Raw genomic sequence first — 20,003 nt, 5'->3', positions numbered from 1 at the left:
CTTGCAAGACAATAAATTTGTTACTCTTCGTACTTTCCTTAGCTGAGTAGAGCATGGAGTAGTCTCTCTTCAAAAAGGCTAATTCATATTGTAGTAAGCATTAACTCTTGAACGGAAAAGAAGCTGACATGGTCATTAAAAACATAGAGTTCGACAACGACATAAGGAATTTAGTGTTTAAGCTCACTGCTTTTCAAAGTTGATATCTAAGCCATAGTCAGTATCAATAAATAATTGATTCTATTATATGTATTTGATCTGAGCATGCTCGCTAGAAATCTCAACTGCAAGTGTAAAAATATCAGCTCAAGTTCGGCTAAAAACGCAATCAAGTTTTGATAGTAGTGAAGACTTTAAAAGTAGCTTTAGCGCAAAGTCTTAATAACTTACTAACATGTTAAAAAGGGTAGTTGTAATTGATGTGAAGGGTTGAATGAAAACTACAAGAGCACGAAAACCTATCGATGAGAAGGCTTTGACATAGTTAAAAAGTAATCAGGCTAAGTTAAATTCATACAAGTCACTTAGCCTGATTATTGAAAGGTAATTAAGCATATTATCTAATCTTTACTTACATCAACTACCCCTGTTTTAGAATCATATTTAAGCTTTAATGCGTTATTATTATTCAATGTAAAAGTACATACCCCTTGTTTTGCACCCGTTATTTTGAATGCCCCGTCAGCTGTTGAGTAATACCATTTGGTGTCACCATTTGACTTTTTGCGACCTGCACCAGAGCGGTTAAGTACATATTTTTCGTCTAACAAATTATTCCAAAGCCTCGCACAGCGATTTGAGTTTGGATATTTTGTTTTTTTATTGTGTTTATTTAAACGGTCTTTACTTTCTACCAAAAAGCCATCTTTGTTAAAGTTGAACGAGCCGTCTTTAAACCCAGCCACATTCGCAGCTGCACCGCCTAGTTGATTCGCATCCCAATATGATTTTGCATCATCAATCGCTTGTTGAAATTCGTCTGCGATGGTTAAAAGAGGGTTTCCACAATGCGTTACAAAGGTTAAATCTGCGATGTTGCGAGGTCCTTCCATAACAAACTGGGCTTCGGCTGTTTGTGGGTTTATAGCGTATATTTTGGCATTTTCTCCAGCGTTCCTTGCAGACACATACATTGTTCCGTCTTCCGCTGTAGCAATACCTGAAGGCCAATTGAGGTTGTGCTCGCCAATTTTATCTAGCTGCATATTGCTCTGGTCAAGCGTATACAATGACTTGGCATTAATGACATAAACTGTATTTCCATCGAGTGAATAAGTAATGTCACCATGTTTAAAGTCATCCCAATTTGCGTCGTTAGTCTGCATTTTGCCAAGCACTGTCTTTGCGCCAGTATTAATGTCAAATTGATACATGTAGGTTTGACTGGTCGCTAAAATGAAATCGGCAGATGACATGACTGAGCGTTTAATCGGGTAACTGGTTGTATCTGCAATTTCTGTTGTTTCACCAGAAGACAGGTCATATTGATAAATTTTAGACGCATTGGTCTCACTGTCTAAACGTTTAAACATAATGAGTGTGTCGTTGTTTGCTGCAAGGTTACTCACTGCTATTGCAGAATCTGCGAGTGGGCTGTAAGTTTTATTAGTTAAATCAATATGGTAAAGGCTACTTTGACCCGCTTCAGCTTTTCTATCAATCGCAAAGAGACCATCAAGACAGGACTGATCCGCGTTGACATGGGTTGCAACCGCTATCAGTAAAAGTGTGCTCGGTTTAAACGCCTTATTAGTAAGATTTTTGATCATAATGGGTACCTCTCATTTATTGCTTTTGATAAAGCAAAATTTGCACCAGCATTGCTTTTTTGTAAATTATTGAATTTAATGGGTAAAAGTTGTTTTTTGATGTGTTATTTTTTTATTTTTTGCATAGTGCAATGCATACCAAAAATACATACTTGAATTTTTTAATTTTGTGGTCATATTTGGAACGCGATCAACCCGGTTAATTATCTACTTAGGCATCAAAATTTAGACTGTTTGAATAAAATAAAACAAGATTTCTATTAATTCTTTAAAAGCCTATAAAAGTATGTTTTTGATTTAATGAAGTGGTTTAGATTAACTTGATGGCAAGTCAAAATAAAAAAGCCACCAACTTTCGAGGATGACTTTGATAACTCAAAGGGAAACTGTTGAATTAATCTCTTTTCTCTGTTGTTGATGCATTCTCATGCCAGTATTGCCAATGCATGTGCGCTTTGTCTGCCTTTAAATGCTTAGGTTGCAGATAATCTTTATATGTGTAGCGATAAAACTGACGTGGTTTTTTTGGATCCTTTCTCGCTTTATTTTTTGTTTGCTCGGCTTTGTGTGCTTGCAACCAAGTTTTGAATTCAGCGCCATATTTTTCACCAGACTCATCTAGCAGCTTTTTATAGCCATCGAAGAAGTCGGTACGTAAGAAGTGCGCTAGCTTTAAATAATCTTCATGGTGCTTTTCAAACATAAAGCGTACGGCCAAATAGCTCCATTTATAAACGCGGTCTTGTCCATCTTTATATTCAGTGTCGAACACCTCTTGTAGACTCGGCCAGTCCTTCTCATTAAGCTCAAACGCTTTTTTAAATGCACGTGGATTATTGTCGCCTTCAGCAATATATTCTGCTAAGCCCTCAGACCACCAAACCATGTTGCTTGGGAAATGGTTAAACGTGTCGTACTTATTGAAGCGGCCATCTAAATAATGCACAAACTCGTGATTTAGATTCCATACCGCAAACTTAGGGCGCACCCAAAAGTGCTCGAAAGTATAGAAGGTTGCGATGTTATCAGGGTCTTGGGTTGTGCCTTCGATATACATGCCGCCATTGTCAGTGTGAATATCAAAGATAAGTTGGCCCCAGCGGTTGTACTCGGCGTGGTTATCAAAGATCACAATACGAAGCTGGTCGTTGAAATCATTCGCTACAGGTTGGCGTTGCGTTGCGAGTTTCTCATGGAAGGTATCCACTTGCTCGTTTAAGCGCTGACATGAATCATTCAGCTCTTTTTTGCTCATCGCTTGCGCTAAAATGTAAGCACTTTTTGAGCACTCATGCTTAATCGGCAATACATCGGCAATTTTAGGTTCAATACAACGACCTTTTAACGGCGCTTCACTACACTCTGACTTACCTCTAAACGACGTCACCATATAAGGAATGCTGTAAAGAGTCTGCTTTTCAAGCTCTGAAAGCGTGTTGTCTTTGCCAAGCGCTTGCCATACTTGGTTGTCGAGCTGCTCTAGTTTGGCTTCAACAGGTAAACTGGTTTTATCATCGTTTAAGCTCTTTTGGGCTTCTTCGTCTAGGGTGTAGTATTCGTTCCAATACTGCGTGACGTATAAGTTGTAATGCTGTGCCAATGCCCATAATGCATGTTGCTTAGGCCAGTCATCTCCCTCTCGCATTGCATTTTTGCTGCTAATAAAATTAACTAATGCGGTTTGTAAAAGACTTTGTTGTTGAACAGCAGCCGAAAATGCTTCTTTGTTTTTACGTCTTGCTTCATAAGGCAGTACTGCACCGGCTCTAAGCACTTCCCACATCGCGTAATCGACGACTTTGCCGTAATCTGTATTGCCTTGAGGCAACGCACTTTCACCGTAAAGCGTTACAAGCTGAGAGAGTGGCTGAATATGCTCGGCAGTTTTACTTTGTAGTGCTTCATTAAAGTATAAGCGAAATAGCGCAGTGGCGTAGTTTTCATGAATGCGAGCAACCGTCTCGTCGATAGTGTAAAAGTCACTATGCTCAACGATAGCAAGTAATGCTTGGTTTAATGATTCAGCAGTGCCTGCTTGCCAGTCTTTGGCAGGACCAAAGCTACTAAAAATACGCAGGTAATAAGTTAAACGTTCTAATTTTTGGCTTGTTAAGCCATATAGTTTTACTTCTTCACGAATGGCTTCTGAAACCGCGAGCAATAAACCGGCTTGGTGATGATCAAATTGTGTGTTCCATAAGTCATCAAGTTCGGCGCTAACAATGTTTTGCACTAAAGCTTTGGCCTCATCGCTCACTACAATTACTATAGGGGTTGCTGGTTCATCTGATGTGTTTTTGGTATCAAGGGTATTACAGCCAATAAGGCCAAGTGCGACACTGGTCGCTAATGCAAGTGCTCTTATTTTCATTGTTATCTGCTCAACAGTAAATATTGAATACAATATACATATTTTTATAGTAGTAGGAAACCTTGTTGGGATAAAACAGCTAAAGCATTGCTTAAATGAGTTCAATTTATGGAAGAGAAAAGGGCAGAGCTAACTAGATTGCCAGCTCTAACATCATGAAATAGTTAGCTTTTAAAAACTACCCAAACTTCTCCTGAAAATAATCTTCAACATCTTCTTTGATGTCTTGGTAGTCATCTTCTTCTAATTCGAGAGCATTAAGCACTTTGTCTTTAATAAACGGCCAGTCAGGATCGGCAATAAAGCGTTTCTGCGTATGCACAAGGTTTTCGGCCATCTTTAGCGTCGCGAGGGTCATGTGCTCTTCGTCTGTGTGCTTTTCAGTGAAATACTCAGCATCGTGATGGCGTAAAATAAGCTGACAAGTGCTCTTTGGCAGGTGCCAACTGCTTGCTAAGAAATACCCAATCACCGCATGGTTGGTTTTGTAGGCTTCTTCTTCATGCTGCACTAGGTTTTTATCATAATCTCGATTAGCGGCGCCGAGTACTTTTACATAGTCGTTATACTTTACGGCAAGCGCAGGAATGCCGGCATCATGGAATAACCCAAGCATATGTAGGTTTTCGGTCGGTACTTTGGATTTTATTTTCTTGCCAATTAATGTTGCAACATCAGCAATTTCTGTCGCCGTATCCCAAAAGCGCTCAAGTTTAATACAGCAACTTTTTTGATCGAATGCTTGTTTTAGCAAGAAACCGCTAACAAGTGTGGCAATACTGTTTAAACCTAAAAACATCACTGCTTGGCGAATATCAGTAATGGTTCTAGCAAGGCCATAACTCGGAGAGTTAATCACTTTTAATACGGCCGCTGAAGTCGCAACATCGGTTGAGATTAAATTTGCGATGTCATTTAAATCTGGCTCTGGATCTTTGAGCGTTTGCTGAAGCTGAGTCAGTAGTTCTGGTTTAGGAGGAAGATTAAAACCAGATTTAATGTCTTTAAGCACTGAATCATCAATATCTATCATGGTAAGTCGGATCCTTTTAATGATTTGTGCGTATTGTAGTGGAATTCTTATTCTTAAATATTGCGATAACGCAAAAAAATAATTTTATGGTTATTAACTAAGCGGATCGTATGGCCTTTGGGGACGTTATCTTGCTTGAGAGTAGCAATCTAAGTTAAGGTTAAGTAATTTTGTTTTATTGGATGAAAGCATGACTCAACAAGCGAATACGGCTCAGCCAACCGGTGCTGTGGCCAAGTTTCTTAATGGCATTGAGCGGGTAGGTAATAAACTGCCAGATCCAGCCATTATCTTTTTATCTGCCATGTTACTTATATGGTTACTCTCTTGGTTATTTTCAAGTACGACTTTCGATGCAATCGATCCGCGTACTGGCGAAGCAATCGTTGTACACAACCTGTTAAGCGGTGATGCCCTGGCAGGTTTCTTAGCCTCAATGGTTAAAACTTTCACAGGCTTCGCACCATTAGGTGTAGTGCTAGTAGCTATGTTAGGTGTGGGTGTTGCTGAGCACTCAGGCTATATCAATGCTGGCTTAAAAATGATGCTTAAGCGCACGCCGCAGGCATTACTAACGCCGTCAATTATTTTAATCGCGATCGTGAGCCACACAGCCACTGATGCAGGTTATGTATTGGTTATTCCAATTGCGGGTGTAATTTACTATGCCATGGGCCGCCACCCTCTAGCGGGTATCGCAGCCGCATTTGCAGGTGTAAGTGGTGGCTTCAGTGCTAACTTCGTACCGTCTGGTATTGACCCATTACTACAAAGCTTCACGCAAAGCTCTGCACAAATCATCGACCCAACGATTGCGGTAAACCCACTAAACAACTGGTTCTTCACCTCAGCGTCGAGCGTATTTATCATCCTACTTGGTTGGTACATTACTGATAAAATCATTGAGCCTCGTTTACAGGCTACTAAAGTAGATGGCGATACTGACAACCTACCTTCTTTTGATGAAGTCACTTCTAAAGAGCGTAAAGCATTCTTGGTTGCATCTTCAGTGATGATTGCGGGTCTTGCATTATTAGCTTATGCATCAAGCGGTGAAGACTCAGCACTTCGCAGTCCGAATGGGTCACTGACTGATTTTAGTGCACCGCTTATGCAATCAATTGTGCCACTTATCTTCTTACTATTTTGGATCCCTGGTGCCATCTTTGGTTTCATGGTTGGTACTTTTAAGTCATCGAAAGACATGATTGATGCCATGAGTAAAGCAATGGGCAGCATGGCTTACTACATTGTTATGGCGTTCTTCTGTGCCTTGTTTATCTCTGCGTTCAGCCAGTCAAACCTTGGTGCATTATTGGCAATTGAAGGTGCGGAAGTACTTAAAGCACTTGCTTTACCAAGTTACATCACTGTGATTGGTATCATTTTCTTAACTGCATTTGTTAACTTATTTGTTGGCTCAAGCTCTGCAAAGTGGGCGTTACTAGGTCCAATCTTTGTGCCTATGCTAATGCAACTCGGTATTTCACCAGACTTAAGCCAAGCGGCTTACCGTGTTGGTGACTCAAGCTCAAACATCATCACACCGCTTATGCCTTACTTCCCGCTGGTGGTTGTATACTGTCAGAAGTATGTGAAAGACACAGGCATCGGTACATTGATTGCGATGATGCTACCTTACTCAATTGCTTTCTTAATCGGTTGGAGCTTGTTCTTACTGGCTTATTGGGGTCTAGGTATTCCACTAGGTCTGCAATCAAGCTACACCTACCCAGGTTAAAGTTTAAGAGATAAAAAAACGCGCCAATAGGCGCGTTTTTTGTGGCAATAATACTTAGAAAGTTTCAGGGCTATGCTAAGGTTAAGCAGAGAATAAAGGAAGGTGTATGTTTTATTGGATTTTAATTGTTATTTGCTGCGCATTGTCTTTCAAGAGCTTTGCAAGTACCCATAAAGTAGATGTAATAGCGATTGATTACCCACCCTTTATTACGCAGTCAGAGCAAAGCTATGGTATCACCAATGAGCTTTTAGAAAGAAAATTAGCAAACCTAAAACTTATTAAGTTACGTCCTCGATTTCTAGCACCTGCAAGAGCGCAAACTCAGCTGACTAAATCGGATTGGTGTCTAAGTTTTTACCCGCCGGCACCGAGCGAATTTATTGAACGCATTCCCCTCAGTGAAGATAAAGTTTTGCTCGGTTTTATTAGCAAACAACAGCAGGTTGCTTGGCAAGATTTCAAATACTTTAATCACAAACGTTTAGCCATGTTACGAACAACGATTACCGAAGGTATACAAGGGCAATTAAAGCAAGCTGGTGGGGTTATTGTGCCAGTAGAGACAGTCGAGCAGGGCATTAATTTGTTGCTAAAGGGACGTGTTGATTTTGCGTTTACAGACAATATGAGCTTTTTGGAAAAGCAAAAAACCAATAAAGAATATGCTCAGCTCGTTTTTGCAAAAACGGCCTTGCTAGAAGTGCAATTAGGCGTGTATTTCAATACCCAATGTAAATATGCGGGGCTACTTGCCCCACATCTTCGTAAATTAGAAATCAAAAATTAGAAATGCCAAACAACATGGAGTTGCGGTGAAGACTCAGTGATATCTGTGCCAAGTTTGTTACGCCACCATTGCCACTCAACGCCAAGCATAAGCTGTTTTTCTTTGCCCATTAAAGCATGGCCTATATCCCAGCGCACAGCAGGCTGAGCTAAGATCCAACCTTTTACATCATTGCCAAATTCATCTTCACGATTGGCAATGTATTCCACATGACCGGTAAAGTAAAACTTATGTTCTGCGATATTAAATGGCATGCCCCAAGCAACATCGAACATCCAGCTGTCACTTTGAGTAGGCGCGCCGCCTTTTGCAACGCCTTCACTGTCATCAATATACGCCGTAAAAGTCGTTGAAAGAAAATCAAATCCTGATGCCTTCCAGTTTAACTTTACGCCCGGTAAATACTTAATGACTTTAGCATCGCCAGACACATTAATACCCGCCACAAAGCTGGCACTTTGCATTGCTGAATTCACATTTGGTTGCCACGCTTTTGGCATTAAGAAGCTTGAATACCACTCGCCATAAAAGTCGTTGTTATTAAAGCCGTCATCTAAATCATCTTTAGTAAAGTCGATAAAAAAGAAGTTATCACCATAGTCATATCCAGATGCATGCTGCACGGAATAAATTTGTGTTTGCGCACTTTGCTGACTAAAAGGGTTTTTTACATCGCCAGAGTTAAAGTGAAATTGCGTGTCGCTCCAATTCGCCGCAGTAGCAGAAAAAGAACTACATAGTGTGAGTGAGGCTAATAAGCGGGTGTTTTGATTCATAATAAATTATTCGCAGAGGGTGGATGATGTGAATTATATACCCAAATTACTTCAAGTGACGAGGTTCAGCGAGAATTGATTGGCTTTAAGACAAGAAATCTATTTGATGATTCAGTGGTTCTCACTCAAAAATAGATGATGCAGTATGAAAGTCAATCAAACTCGTCCAAAGAAGCGCTTATTCACTTATGTTAAGTATAAAAAGAGTATTGAAAGTAGAGAGGCATTGCAATTTCTAGAGCTAATAAGAAGCGCTCTGAACATTGTTTTTGAGGTATTTTGGGTATACATATAGCCCCAAAGAAATTGGGGCTATAAATCAAGAAAAGTGGTTTTTATTGGTCTTTATGCTTTATTTCTGCGCAAGCAGATAACAGCGACTGCTGTGAATGCCAAAATGAAGCAATAGAAAGATGACGTTGAGACATCCCACGGACTGATCTTGAAGGTCGCGCCAAGTAATAATGCTTGCGCACCATAAGGCAATGACCCTTGCATTACACAAGCAAAAATATCGAGTAAGCTTGCTGAGCGTTTCGCAGAAATTTTTCCATCTTCAGCTAGCTTTTTAGCCACTGGGCCTGCAACAATGATACTTACTGTATTGTTAGCAATACACAGGTTAGAGGTAAGAACTAATGCAGCGATGCCTAATTGATCAGCTACTTTACGGTGAAACTTCGCGATAAACGCCGTTAAACCTTGGATCTTATGTGCCAGATAATCAAGACCGCCATTTACACGGATAAACTCAGACAGACCGCCAATGAACATAGATAGCAAGAAAATCTCTTGCATATCACTAAAGCCTTTATAAACGTCTTTCGCGAAACTGCCGACTTCATAATTAGCTGTAAAGCCCATCGCTGCGGCGAAAATAATGCCACTAAATAGCACCACGAATACATTTAGACCCGCAACAGCCAGCACTAAAATAAACGCATAAGGTAGTACTAACAACCAATCAAAGTCTTTAGTTTCTACAGCCTGTGGTTCAGGAGTTAAGAAAGTCAGTAGCGCGATAGTCAAAATAGCTGCAGGGATGGCAATCTTTAAGTTTTCTTTAAACTTATCTTTCATTTCACAGCCCTGCGTGCGCGTTGCAGCAATGGTAGTGTCAGAAATAATCGATAAGTTATCACCAAACATTGCACCTGAAACTATGGTACCCGCCATAAGCGCTGGGTCGATACCTGTTTTCAGTGATACGGCATACGCAATCGGACCGATAGCACCTATGGTACCCATTGATGTGCCCATCGCCGTTGACACTACGGCAGCAATTAAAAATAGACCGGGTAGTAACATTGAAGGTGGAATAAGCGATAAACCGGCATTTACAACTGCATCAACACCACCGGTTGCGCCAGCAACAGAAGAAAACGCACCTGCAAGTAGGTAAATTAAACACATGGTGATGATGTTTGAGTGACCTGCACCTTTTATAAAGGTTTCAACACTGTCATTGATTGGTTTGCGGTTAACCCAAAATGCGATAACGATTGCAGGTAAAATTGCTACAGGTGCAGGCAACTGGTAGAACGCATAATCTACGCCTTGCGATTGTAGGTATAAGCCTGCACCTAAAAAGAGTGCCACAAAGGTTAGTAAAGGCAGTAGCGACAACTTGGCTGCTACCTTGTTTACAGACGCCTGCATGTAAACCTCATATTAAGAAATAGTTATTTTTATTATGCAACCATTGTTCACACAATTACGTGCATAATTCAAGCGATAAAAAGGATGTGTGAATGTATAGATGGCTAGATGTTTTGTCAAACTTAATCCATGAAAAAAGCCCTAAGATGCGACTTTAATCTTTTATCTGTAAATTAGTGGATAGCTGCATAACAGATAAGGCTAGGAAGGCTTTTTGAAAAGCACAAATCTATTTAAATGAACCTTAACACTTATTGCTTATCTCGTTTTATGACTTAACTATTAACTTCTAAAACTTTATTGCATTCCATGCCGATTTCGTCAGTTAAAGTAGTTATTACTCTTTTTAGCATTATATGGACCTAATTTAAGTACGGAGGCTAACTTTAGTTTCAGCGAAAACATAATATATGAAATTTTTAAAGATGATTTATGGCTACAAACTCTGTATAAACACAGAAAATTTGAATGGGGATGAATATGACTAACATCGCAATTTTTGGCGCCAATGGCCGAATGGGCAAAGTGTTGTGTGAAGCAGCGCTTATTTCAGGTAATACTTCACTCGCGGCGGCTTATGTACGTGACCAAAATGATTTAATCGGCACTAAAGTGCAGCATTTTATTAATCAGGGTGAAACGGACGTTGCTTTCTCAACAGAAGCTGTGATTGCCGAAAACGTCGATGTAGCCATTGATTTCACTTTACCTGCGGGTATGAAAAAGCACTTAGCAACAGCGCTAGCGCGTAAAACGCCTTTAGTGATTGGCACAACAGGTTTAACCGCTGAAGATATGACAGAGCTTGAACAAGCGGCGAAACATATTCCAATCGTGTTCTCTCGTAATTTCTCTGTGGGTATTAACTTACTAGAAAACCTTGTAAAACAAGCTGCAAAAACGCTGAGCGATGATGTAGACATTGAAGTGTTCGAGTTGCACCACAGACATAAAATCGATGCCCCATCGGGGACTGCTTTGATGATTGGTGAAGCGATTGCACAGGCCAAAGGCTGGGATCATGATGAAGTTGCTATCTTTGATCGTAGTCAAGACGAACATGAAAAATCTCAAAAAGAGATTGGCTATTCAGTGATGCGTGGCGGTGACATAGTAGGTGAACATACGGCTTATTTTGCTGCAGAAGGCGAAAGACTTGAATTAACCCACAAAGCAAGCTCTAAAATGACCTTTGCTAAAGGCGCTGTAAGGGCTGCAGCTTGGTTAAAAGACAAGCCAGTTGGACTTTATACTATGCAAGATGTGCTAGGATTTAGATAGAAAAGTTACTTTTTTAACCGTTTCAAGTAAAAAAACAGTTAAAGGGGATATTTTTAATTTTTTAAGGTTTTATCATAGACCTTTCTCAAGTTTTCATCTAAAATACTTGGAATTTGCCAAATTTTCATAAGTGGCGTGTTACCAAGCGCTTTTTAAACGGGTATTCCGGCTTTGTTGGCTGGGTCCCGTTTTTTACCATTAGGAGGTTAACTTGACTAAATCCGCTCTGTTAGTCCTAGAAGACGGCACAGTGTTCCGCGGTACAGCTATCGGTGCTGACGGTATGTCAGTTGGTGAAGTTGTATTCAACACTTCGATGACTGGTTATCAGGAAATTTTGACTGATCCATCGTACGCAGAACAGATCGTAACTCTGACTTACCCACATATCGGTAATACGGGTACTAATAGCGAAGATGAAGAAGCGAACAAAATCTGGGCGAAAGGCCTAGTAATTCGTGACTTACCTTTGCTTGCTAGTAACTTCCGTAACGAGCAATCACTAGATGATTACTTAAAGCAGCGCAATATTTTAGGTATCGCAGATATCGATACACGTAAGTTAACGCGTATTTTACGTGACAAAGGCGCGCAAAACGGTTGTATCATCGCTGGTGATATTGACGAGCAAAAGGCACTAGAAGCTGCACAAGCTTTCCCGGGCCTAAAAGGTATGGATTTAGCCAAAGTTGTGTGTACAAAAGAGCAGTACACATGGAACGAGACAAGCTGGACGCTTGGCGAGGGCTTTAAAACACTTGCAGATGAAGATGCAAAATTCCACGTTGTTGCTTATGACTTCGGTGTGAAGAAAAACATCCTTCGTATGCTAGTAGACCGTGGTTGTAAACTAACAGTTGTTCCTGCAGAAACCTCCGCTGCAGACGTGTTAGCATTAAACCCAGATGGTATCTTCCTTTCAAATGGCCCTGGTGATCCAGAGCCGTGTACTTACGCTATCGAAGCAATCAAAACTTTCCTTGAAACAGACACGCCAATTTTTGGTATCTGTTTAGGTCACCAGCTTTTAGCCCTAGCTTCAGGCGCGCAAACGGTGAAGATGAAGTTTGGTCACCACGGTGGTAACCACCCGGTTAAAGACCTAGACCGTAATGTTGTGATGATCACTGCGCAAAACCACGGTTTCGCAGCGGATGAAGCAAGCCTACCAGAAAACTTACGTGCTACTCACGTATCGTTATTCGATGGCACATTACAAGGTATTCACCGTACTGATAAGCCAGCATTTAGCTTCCAAGGTCACCCAGAAGCGAGCCCAGGTCCTCACGACGCTGCGCCACTGTTCGACCATTTCATTGAACTAATGCAAGCACGTAAAGCGTAATTAGAGCGGAGTAACCATGCCAAAACGTACCGACATACAAAGTATTCTAATTTTAGGTGCAGGCCCGATCGTTATCGGTCAGGCGTGTGAGTTTGACTACTCAGGCGCGCAAGCTTGTAAAGCACTTAGAGAAGAGGGTTACCGAGTTATCCTAGTTAACTCAAACCCTGCAACTATCATGACTGACCCAGAAATGGCTGATGCGACTTATATCGAGCCAATTCACTGGGAAGTTGTTGAACGTATCATTGAAAAAGAAAAGCCAGATGCAGTCCTTCCTACTATGGGTGGTCAGACTGCGCTTAACTGTGCTCTTGACCTAGACAAGCACGGCGTACTTGCAAAGCACGGCGTTGAGCTAATTGGTGCAACAGCAGACGCAATCGACAAAGCAGAAAACCGTGAGCGTTTTGATGCTGCGATGAAGGCAATTGGCCTTGAGTGTCCTCGCGCAGAAATTGCACACTCAATGGATGAAGCGCGTGACACGTTAACGCGTATCGGCTTCCCATGTATTATTCGTCCTTCTTTCACCATGGGTGGTACCGGTGGTGGTGTTGCTTACAACATGGAAGAATTCGAAGAAATTTGTACACGTGGTCTTGACCTTTCACCTACAAGCGAGCTTCTTATCGATGAAAGCTTACTAGGTTGGAAAGAGTACGAGATGGAAGTTGTTCGTGACAAAAACGACAACTGTATCATCGTATGTTCTATCGAGAACTTCGACCCAATGGGTGTTCACACTGGTGACTCAATTACAGTAGCACCGGCACAAACGCTGACTGACAAAGAATACCAGCTAATGCGTAACGCATCGATGGCAGTTCTTCGCGAGATCGGTGTTGAAACAGGTGGTTCAAACGTACAGTTTGGTGTAAACCCAGCTGACGGCCGTATGGTTATCATCGAAATGAACCCGCGTGTATCTCGTTCATCTGCACTTGCATCCAAAGCAACAGGTTTCCCAATTGCGAAAATCGCTGCAAAATTAGCAGTAGGTTACACCCTAGACGAGCTTCAAAACGACATCACAGGTGGCGCAACACCTGCATCGTTCGAGCCGTCAATCGACTACGTTGTAACTAAGATCCCTCGTTTCAACTTCGAAAAATTCGCAGGTTCTAACGACCGTCTAACGACTCAGATGAAGTCGGTAGGTGAAGTTATGGCAATCGGCCGTAACCAGCAAGAGTCACTTCAAAAAGCACTTCGTGGCTTAGAAGTTGGTGCAACAGGTTTCAATCCAGTTGTCGCACTAGATGATCCTAGCGCGAAAGAAAAAATCGTTCGTGAATTACGTGAGCCAGGCGCAGAGCGTATTTGGTATGTTGCTGATGCAATGCGTCACGGCATGAGCGTTGAAGATGTATTCGAGTTGACTAAGATTGACCGTTGGTACCTAGTTCAAATCGAAGACATCATCAAAGATGAAGCTAAAATCGTTGAAGGCGGCATGGCTGGCCTTAACAAAGATTTCTTACGTCGCTTAAAGCGTAAAGGCTTTGCTGATGCGCGTATCGCGGAACTATTAGGTGTGAGCGAATCAGAAGTACGTAAAAAGCGTCATACGCTAGAAGTTCTTCCTGTATACAAGCGCGTAGATACGTGTGCGGCAGAATTTAGCTCAGACACAGCTTACATGTACTCATCATACGATGAAGAGTGTGAAGCGAACCCATCAGACAAAGACAAGATCATGGTTATCGGCGGTGGTCCTAACCGTATCGGTCAAGGTATCGAATTCGATTACTGTTGTGTACACGCAGCCCTTGCAATGCGTGAAGATGGTTACGAAACGATTATGGTTAACTGTAACCCTGAGACAGTTTCTACCGACTACGACACATCAGACCGTCTATTCTTCGAGCCTATCACGCTAGAAGACGTACTAGAAATCGTTCGTGTTGAAAAGCCAAAAGGCGTTATCGTGCAATACGGTGGTCAAACACCACTTAAACTAGCGCGTGAACTTGAAGCGAACGGTGTACCAATAATTGGTACTTCGCCAGATGCAATCGACCGTGCAGAAGACCGTGAGCGCTTCCAGCAAATGGTTGAGCGTTTAGACCTTCTTCAGCCAGAGAATGCAACGGTTACTTCACTAGAAGAAGCAGTGGCTAAGTCTCAAGAAATCGGTTTCCCACTGGTTGTTCGTCCTTCATACGTACTGGGCGGTCGTGCGATGGAAATCGTATACGACGAAGACGATTTACGTCGTTACATGACTGAAGCGGTACAAGCGTCTAACGAAGCGCCAGTACTACTTGACCGTTTCCTAGATGACGCGATTGAAATCGACGTAGATGCTATCTGTGACGGTGAGCAAGTTATCATTGGTGGTATCATGGAGCACATCGAGCAAGCAGGTGTTCACTCAGGTGACTCAGCATGTTCACTACCAGCTTACTCATTAAGCCCTGAAATCCAAGACCGCATGCGTGACCAAGTAACGCGCATGGCGTTAGAGCTTGGCGTTGTGGGTCTAATGAATACCCAGTTTGCTGTTAAAGATGGCGAAGTATACCTAATCGAGGTTAACCCTCGTGCAGCGCGTACTGTACCATTTGTATCTAAGGCAACGGGTGTTGCACTTGCTAAAGTAGCTGCACGTTGTATGGCGGGTCAGTCACTTGCAAGCCAAGGCGTAACGAAAGAAATCATTCCTCCTTACTACAGCGTAAAAGAAGTGGTACTTCCATTCGCTAAGTTCCCTGGCGTTGACCCAATGCGTGGTCCTGAAATGCGCTCAACAGGTGAAGTAATGGGTGTGGGTGACACATTCGCTGAAGCATTCGCTAAAGCACAGCTTGGTGCAGGTAACGTAATGCCACGTGGTGGTCGTGCGCTACTTTCAGTTCGTAACAGCGATAAGAAGCGTCTCGTTGAGCTTGCTCGAACGATGCGTGAATTAGGCTTTGAACTAGACGCAACTGGCGGTACTGCGAAAGCATTAGAAGACGCAGGTATTGAAGCTCGTCGTGTAAACAAAGTATTTGAAGGTCGTCCTCATATTCTTGACCGTATCAAAAATGGTGAATACAGCTACATTGTAAATACTACGGAAGGTCGTCAAGCAATCGAAGACTCTAAAGTACTTCGTCGTGGTGCACTACAGGGCAAAGTGAACTACACAACAACGCTTAATGCTGCATTTGCTAATTGTAAAGCAAACTCTGCAGATGACCGTGCAACGGTTTCTTCAGTACAAGAGCTACATAAGCGCGTAAATTAATTGTCGAAGCATTGCCTAGTCTATGCATCGTGATATAGACTTAGTCAATTAATTGAAATATTAAAGCCCGGTTTTACCGGGCTTTTACTTCTGTACTTCTGGGAAAGAATGACAATGCAACAAACTCCGATGACAGTACGTGGTGAACAACTACTACGTGAAGAGCTAAACGAATTAAAAACAGTTCGTCGTCCTAAGATCGTGGCTGACATTGCGGAAGCCCGTGAACACGGTGACTTGAAAGAAAATGCTGAATACCATGCTGCACGTGAAGAGCAGGGGTTCTGTGAAGGTCGTATTCAAGAAATTGAAGCAAAACTGTCGACTGTACAAATCATTGACGTTACTAAGATGCAAAATAACGGCAAAGTTATTTTCGGCTCAACAGTGACAATCGTGAATTGTGACACAGACGAAGAAACAACTTACAGAATTGTTGGTGATGATGAAGCAGACATCAAAAATAATCTTATCTCGTTTAATTCACCGATTGCGCGTGGCTTAATTGGTAAAGAATTAGATGATGCAGTAACTATCAAAACACCAAACGGTGACGTTGAATTTGAAATTATTGAAGTTGAGTATATCTAACTTTGATTACTTCTTGCTCTGCATACTTTCAAAAGCCAAGCATTCGCTTGGTTTTTTTACGCCTGTAATATCGTGTAATTGCAAAATTTGCATGATAATTTAAAGTTAAAGTACAAAAGAAAGGTTCAATCATTTTAGGGATTAAAGCTGTCACTTATAGTGTCGGAATTGCCTATTAAAGTCTGTATGGATACAGAAGATAGAGCAATGTAGCAGTATTTGCCGAGAACAACGAAATAGCAAAATTGTACTTTGCTAAAAATTGGTTTTCTTTGCTATGTACTGCTCACTTGATTAAAACAATTTGCGTAACAGGGAGCGTTAGTTATGGTTGCGAATACTCATCTTCGATTTACACTACAACATCAGTTTTTCGATAAGCTGCTCGACAAAATATCTAGTTTGATTTCATTTGAATCCCTTACTCACCCTCATCAAAATAGATTCATTAATCAACGCCAAGATAAAAATGGCTGTAGTAGTAGGGTACTTCATGGCGGGAAGTTTTATAAAACATTGCATAGTGCTGATGAGTCATATGAGGCTTTATTGATAAGCGATCAAACTGAACATTGGTTTGCTTCGCTTGATGAAATAAAGTCTTTTTTAAATCAGCATAATATGAATGCCACTTTTATTGAGCTTGCGCCAAACCAAACGGTGATACCAAGTTTTCAAAAAACGAATATGAATTTAGTGACAGCTTCTTTGCTGTTGCAATGGTTTAACTTTGGTCCATTTGGTTTTCATATTGAATGGCTTAAAGAAATGCCGAATTATAATGGCAGTTATATTACTAGGGCATTACTTTATCTAGATAAAAGCTTATCTGAAAAAGAATGGTTACTTGGTTATGGGCTACATTCGAACATAATGCCTATTTCAGGCAATCAGCCTGCAATACACCAAATCATGAACAGCTTAGACATATGCCGACCAGTTTGTATTTTGGATGCGCATTTACCGATAGCTTATATTAATGACATCACAGCAGCTCTGGTTTTTAATGAGCTAAAAAAGAAAGGGGATTCACCCTATACAGATTTCACTGCGTTTAAGAACCAATTAGATGAGCAAGGAGGGCTGTTTGATAAGGAATTACTGTGGCTGATTGATGTTTTTCCAGAAGAGCAGTTACAGCAGCAAGTATCTCATTTGCTCTCCACCATAGATGATACTTTGTGTAAAAGTGAAGAAGCAGGGTTCAGTTCGATATTGGTGAATGACACAAACACATTCTCTAGAGCGATTATTGATTATTACCAAGACGACTCATTGCCTGTAAAAATAGTGCGTGTTGAGCCAGCAACTGATAGCGACAACTATAAGGTTAAAATGGCCCCAGAGTATCCAATTGAGCCTTTATCCCCTTTTAGAGAACTTTTCTCGGTGATGAAAGGCAAAGGATGGAATAAAGAGCAACGCAGCAGTATGCAAGCCTTTTGTACTGCGGCTTCAGGGAGCGAGGGAGATTTTCAAAGTTACCTTGTTTTGAATGAAGACCCACTTGATGCCTATAAAGAAGATTTACTGTCAATTCAGGTACTAGGTAAGACAGATACATTTGAAGGGATCAGTTAACCCCTTCAAGTGTGTTGACGTTACCAGGTACCTGTATTTTCCATATCTACCCATGGCTGTTGAGGTGGTAAATAGTCACCTTTTTGTAAAAGCTCGATAGAAATACCATCTGGTGATTTAACAAATGCCATATGGCCGCAACGAGGTGGGCGATTTATTGTGACACCTGCATCCATGAGTTTTTGGCAAAGCTCATAAATATTCTCAACTGAAAATGCTAAATGTCCGAAATTCCTGCCGCCTGTATATTCTTCAGAATCCCAATTATAAGTTAGCTCAATCGTTGGGCTAAAAGTTTGTTTCGCTGTTTCAAGCTGGCTAGGTGCCGCTAAATAAACTAACGTAAACCTGCCAGCTTCACTGTCATAACGTTTCACTTCATGAAGGCCTAATAGATCACAGTAGAATGCGAGTGATGCGTCTAGGTCTTTAACGCGCACCATAGTATGTAAAAATTCCATCATTGCTCCTAATCAACTTTATGACAGACCTCATTAAACGAATAAAGTCTCAGGTTGGTTTGAAAAATCAGTTAAATGTTCTAAGTTAAATTAAATACGAAGCGTAGCTTAACGGACTATACTTATCTAGGGTAGCCCATATGAGTATGCAAGGGATATAAATGGCCAAATTAACCATTACCAGTGATAACAATGTCATAGATAGCATGACTGATATTGTTGCATGCTTAAATACCAGTGACTCAATTCAGAGATTTCTACTCGACATTCATTGTATTTTACAAAAAGTGACTTATGCCGATAATTTCTATGTGGTGTTATTCAAAAATAATGGTGAGCTGTCTTTTCCGTACTTTCATGATGTCAAAGACGATATTCGGGCAGAAGATTTAGAAGATATTAAGTTTGAACAAATTAAAAAGACACTTACAGCCTATGCGTTAGAGCAAAAGACAATCTGTAATTTTACTGATGTAGAAATACAGCAGTTAATTGATGCTGGCACATTACAAGTGCTAGGCACAATTCCTCAGCAGTGGCTTTGCTTTCCACTGAAAAATCGAAATCACTTTCTCGGCGCCTTCATAATTCAATCCTACCGTCGTAATGATGAATACTCTGGCGTTATTGTTGATGTACTTTACACCATTAGTCATGTCATATCTTCTGCGCTAGATGCATTTAATAACCAACAAGCGTTGCTCGAAGCCAATCAAACCTTGCAAGATTACCAAGCCGAATTAGAAAAGCATGTTGCAGCCAGAACACAAGAGCTTCAGCAAAGCTTAGAAGACTTGCAACATGAGGTCGAGAAAAGCGAAAAGCTGCAATCACAACTAGAATATGAATCTCTACATGACAACCTCACAAACTTGGCGAATCGGAAATACCTATTCAAAGAGCTGTCACGGTTAGCCTCTAAATCTGAACGAAACAAAATAGAAGTGTATGTGTTGTATCTAGACTTAGATGATTTTAAACCGATAAACGATGAGTTTGGTCATAAAAGTGGTGATTTGGTTTTAAGAACTGTTGCACAAAGGCTGACCAGTGAAGTGAGAGGGTATGATTTGGTTGCCAGAATTGGTGGTGATGAATTTGTGGTCTTACTGATGGAGCCGTTACACTTTGGTGTGCTTGAACAGCTTTGCCAACGATTACTACGTAGCATTCAACAGCCGATACAATTAGAGTCTGAACAAGTCGTTAATTGTGGCTGTAGCATTGGTGTGGCAGGGAATTATACTCAACAATTTACCGCTGAAAATTTACTTCATCAAGCTGATCAGTCTTTGTATGCAGCTAAGAACAAAGGCAAAAACCAAGTTCACTTTGCCATGAGTCATGAGCAATAGGTTTAACTTGCTTTA

14 protein-coding genes are annotated in these 20,003 nt (G+C 41.1%); 8 read left to right on the top strand and 6 right to left on the bottom strand.

The annotated features are described in order from the left end of the window. Positions 1-560: 560 nt before the first annotated feature. The 3 genes from ABMY35_RS12205 to ABMY35_RS12195 all read right to left on the bottom strand — a co-directional run bounded on the left by ABMY35_RS12205 (position 561) and on the right by ABMY35_RS12195 (position 5,173). Positions 561-1,769, bottom strand: a complete 1,209-nt coding sequence (locus ABMY35_RS12205; RefSeq protein ID WP_349286441.1) for a beta-propeller fold lactonase family protein — start codon at positions 1,767-1,769, stop codon at positions 561-563. 394 nt (positions 1,770-2,163) lie between these two features. Beyond that, positions 2,164-4,140, bottom strand: a complete 1,977-nt coding sequence (locus ABMY35_RS12200) for a collagenase (protein ID WP_349286440.1) — start codon at positions 4,138-4,140, stop codon at positions 2,164-2,166. A 178-nt stretch (positions 4,141-4,318) separates the two neighbouring features. Next, the gene (locus ABMY35_RS12195; protein ID WP_349286439.1) at positions 4,319-5,173 is read right to left on the bottom strand and encodes an HDOD domain-containing protein; all 855 of its coding nucleotides are present in this window, start codon (positions 5,171-5,173) and stop codon (positions 4,319-4,321) included. Between the two features lie 190 nt (positions 5,174-5,363). Here ABMY35_RS12195 and ABMY35_RS12190 point away from each other — a divergent pair, with 190 nt between their 5' ends. Continuing rightward, the gene (locus ABMY35_RS12190) at positions 5,364-6,914 is read left to right on the top strand and encodes an AbgT family transporter (protein ID WP_058030575.1); all 1,551 of its coding nucleotides are present in this window, start codon (positions 5,364-5,366) and stop codon (positions 6,912-6,914) included. Between the two features lie 106 nt (positions 6,915-7,020). Next, on the top strand, positions 7,021-7,704 hold the full coding sequence (locus ABMY35_RS12185) for a hypothetical protein (protein WP_349286438.1): 684 nt from the start codon (positions 7,021-7,023) through the stop codon (positions 7,702-7,704). On the opposite strand, the gene ABMY35_RS12180 is transcribed toward ABMY35_RS12185, so the two are convergent. Together ABMY35_RS12180 and ABMY35_RS12175 are read right to left on the bottom strand one after the other, a co-directional pair. Beyond that, positions 7,701-8,480: a nucleoside-binding protein gene (locus tag ABMY35_RS12180; RefSeq protein ID WP_349286437.1), complete on the bottom strand. Its 780-nt coding sequence runs from the start codon at positions 8,478-8,480 to the stop codon at positions 7,701-7,703. The genes ABMY35_RS12185 and ABMY35_RS12180 overlap by 4 nt on opposite strands. 345 nt (positions 8,481-8,825) lie before the next feature. After that, entirely contained in the window at positions 8,826-10,139 is a 1,314-nt protein-coding gene (locus ABMY35_RS12175; RefSeq protein WP_349286436.1) for a Na+/H+ antiporter NhaC family protein, read from the bottom strand. Between the two features lie 480 nt (positions 10,140-10,619). Here ABMY35_RS12175 and dapB point away from each other — a divergent pair, with 480 nt between their 5' ends. The 5 genes from dapB (at position 10,620) to ABMY35_RS12150 (ending at position 18,172) form a co-directional block, all read left to right on the top strand. Beyond that, on the top strand, positions 10,620-11,420 hold the full coding sequence (gene dapB / locus ABMY35_RS12170; protein ID WP_349286435.1) for a 4-hydroxy-tetrahydrodipicolinate reductase: 801 nt from the start codon (positions 10,620-10,622) through the stop codon (positions 11,418-11,420). Between the two features lie 211 nt (positions 11,421-11,631). Further along, complete coding sequence (carA, locus tag ABMY35_RS12165) at positions 11,632-12,765, top strand: glutamine-hydrolyzing carbamoyl-phosphate synthase small subunit (RefSeq protein ID WP_058030558.1); 1,134 nt, start codon at positions 11,632-11,634, stop codon at positions 12,763-12,765. Between the two features lie 16 nt (positions 12,766-12,781). After that, on the top strand, positions 12,782-16,000 hold the full coding sequence (gene carB / locus ABMY35_RS12160) for a carbamoyl-phosphate synthase large subunit (protein WP_349286434.1): 3,219 nt from the start codon (positions 12,782-12,784) through the stop codon (positions 15,998-16,000). Positions 16,001-16,114: 114 nt separating this feature from the next. Beyond that, entirely contained in the window at positions 16,115-16,591 is a 477-nt protein-coding gene (greA, locus tag ABMY35_RS12155) for a transcription elongation factor GreA (RefSeq protein ID WP_349286433.1), read from the top strand. Between the two features lie 327 nt (positions 16,592-16,918). Further along, positions 16,919-18,172 (top strand): hypothetical protein, encoded by a 1,254-nt coding sequence (locus ABMY35_RS12150; protein WP_349286432.1) that lies wholly within the window; start codon positions 16,919-16,921, stop codon positions 18,170-18,172. Positions 18,173-18,192: 20 nt separating this feature from the next. Here the strand turns inward: ABMY35_RS12150 and ABMY35_RS12145 are convergent, their stop codons facing one another. Next, on the bottom strand, positions 18,193-18,633 hold the full coding sequence (locus tag ABMY35_RS12145; protein WP_349286471.1) for a VOC family protein: 441 nt from the start codon (positions 18,631-18,633) through the stop codon (positions 18,193-18,195). Between the two features lie 161 nt (positions 18,634-18,794). Here ABMY35_RS12145 and ABMY35_RS12140 point away from each other — a divergent pair, with 161 nt between their 5' ends. Continuing rightward, positions 18,795-19,988 carry a GGDEF domain-containing protein gene (locus ABMY35_RS12140; protein WP_138478047.1) on the top strand — a complete coding sequence of 398 codons (1,194 nt, stop codon included), beginning with the start codon at positions 18,795-18,797 and terminating at the stop codon, positions 19,986-19,988. Positions 19,989-20,003: the final 15 nt, after the last annotated feature.

This window comes from Pseudoalteromonas sp. BZB3, from assembly GCF_040104455.1.
GTDB lineage: Bacteria > Pseudomonadota > Gammaproteobacteria > Enterobacterales > Alteromonadaceae > Pseudoalteromonas.
The sequence above is the reverse complement of the archived record's forward strand: the minus strand, read 5'-3'. Positions and strand labels throughout refer to the sequence as shown.

What these genes read in the sequence shown, in the direction of transcription:
- ABMY35_RS12205 (WP_349286441.1), bottom strand. Translation starts at nt 1,769, where the DNA reads ATGATCAAAAATCTTACTAATAAGGCGTTTAAACCGAGCACACTTTTA.
- ABMY35_RS12200 (WP_349286440.1), bottom strand. Translation starts at nt 4,140, where the DNA reads ATGAAAATAAGAGCACTTGCATTAGCGACCAGTGTCGCACTTGGCCTT.
- ABMY35_RS12195 (WP_349286439.1), bottom strand. Translation starts at nt 5,173, where the DNA reads ATGATAGATATTGATGATTCAGTGCTTAAAGACATTAAATCTGGTTTT.
- ABMY35_RS12190 (WP_058030575.1), top strand. Translation starts at nt 5,364, where the DNA reads ATGACTCAACAAGCGAATACGGCTCAGCCAACCGGTGCTGTGGCCAAG.
- ABMY35_RS12185 (WP_349286438.1), top strand. Translation starts at nt 7,021, where the DNA reads ATGTTTTATTGGATTTTAATTGTTATTTGCTGCGCATTGTCTTTCAAG.
- ABMY35_RS12180 (WP_349286437.1), bottom strand. Translation starts at nt 8,480, where the DNA reads ATGAATCAAAACACCCGCTTATTAGCCTCACTCACACTATGTAGTTCT.
- ABMY35_RS12175 (WP_349286436.1), bottom strand. Translation starts at nt 10,139, where the DNA reads ATGCAGGCGTCTGTAAACAAGGTAGCAGCCAAGTTGTCGCTACTGCCT.
- dapB (WP_349286435.1), top strand. Translation starts at nt 10,620, where the DNA reads ATGACTAACATCGCAATTTTTGGCGCCAATGGCCGAATGGGCAAAGTG.
- carB (WP_349286434.1), top strand. Translation starts at nt 12,782, where the DNA reads ATGCCAAAACGTACCGACATACAAAGTATTCTAATTTTAGGTGCAGGC.
- greA (WP_349286433.1), top strand. Translation starts at nt 16,115, where the DNA reads ATGCAACAAACTCCGATGACAGTACGTGGTGAACAACTACTACGTGAA.
- ABMY35_RS12150 (WP_349286432.1), top strand. Translation starts at nt 16,919, where the DNA reads ATGGTTGCGAATACTCATCTTCGATTTACACTACAACATCAGTTTTTC.
- ABMY35_RS12145 (WP_349286471.1), bottom strand. Translation starts at nt 18,633, where the DNA reads ATGGAATTTTTACATACTATGGTGCGCGTTAAAGACCTAGACGCATCA.
- ABMY35_RS12140 (WP_138478047.1), top strand. Translation starts at nt 18,795, where the DNA reads ATGGCCAAATTAACCATTACCAGTGATAACAATGTCATAGATAGCATG.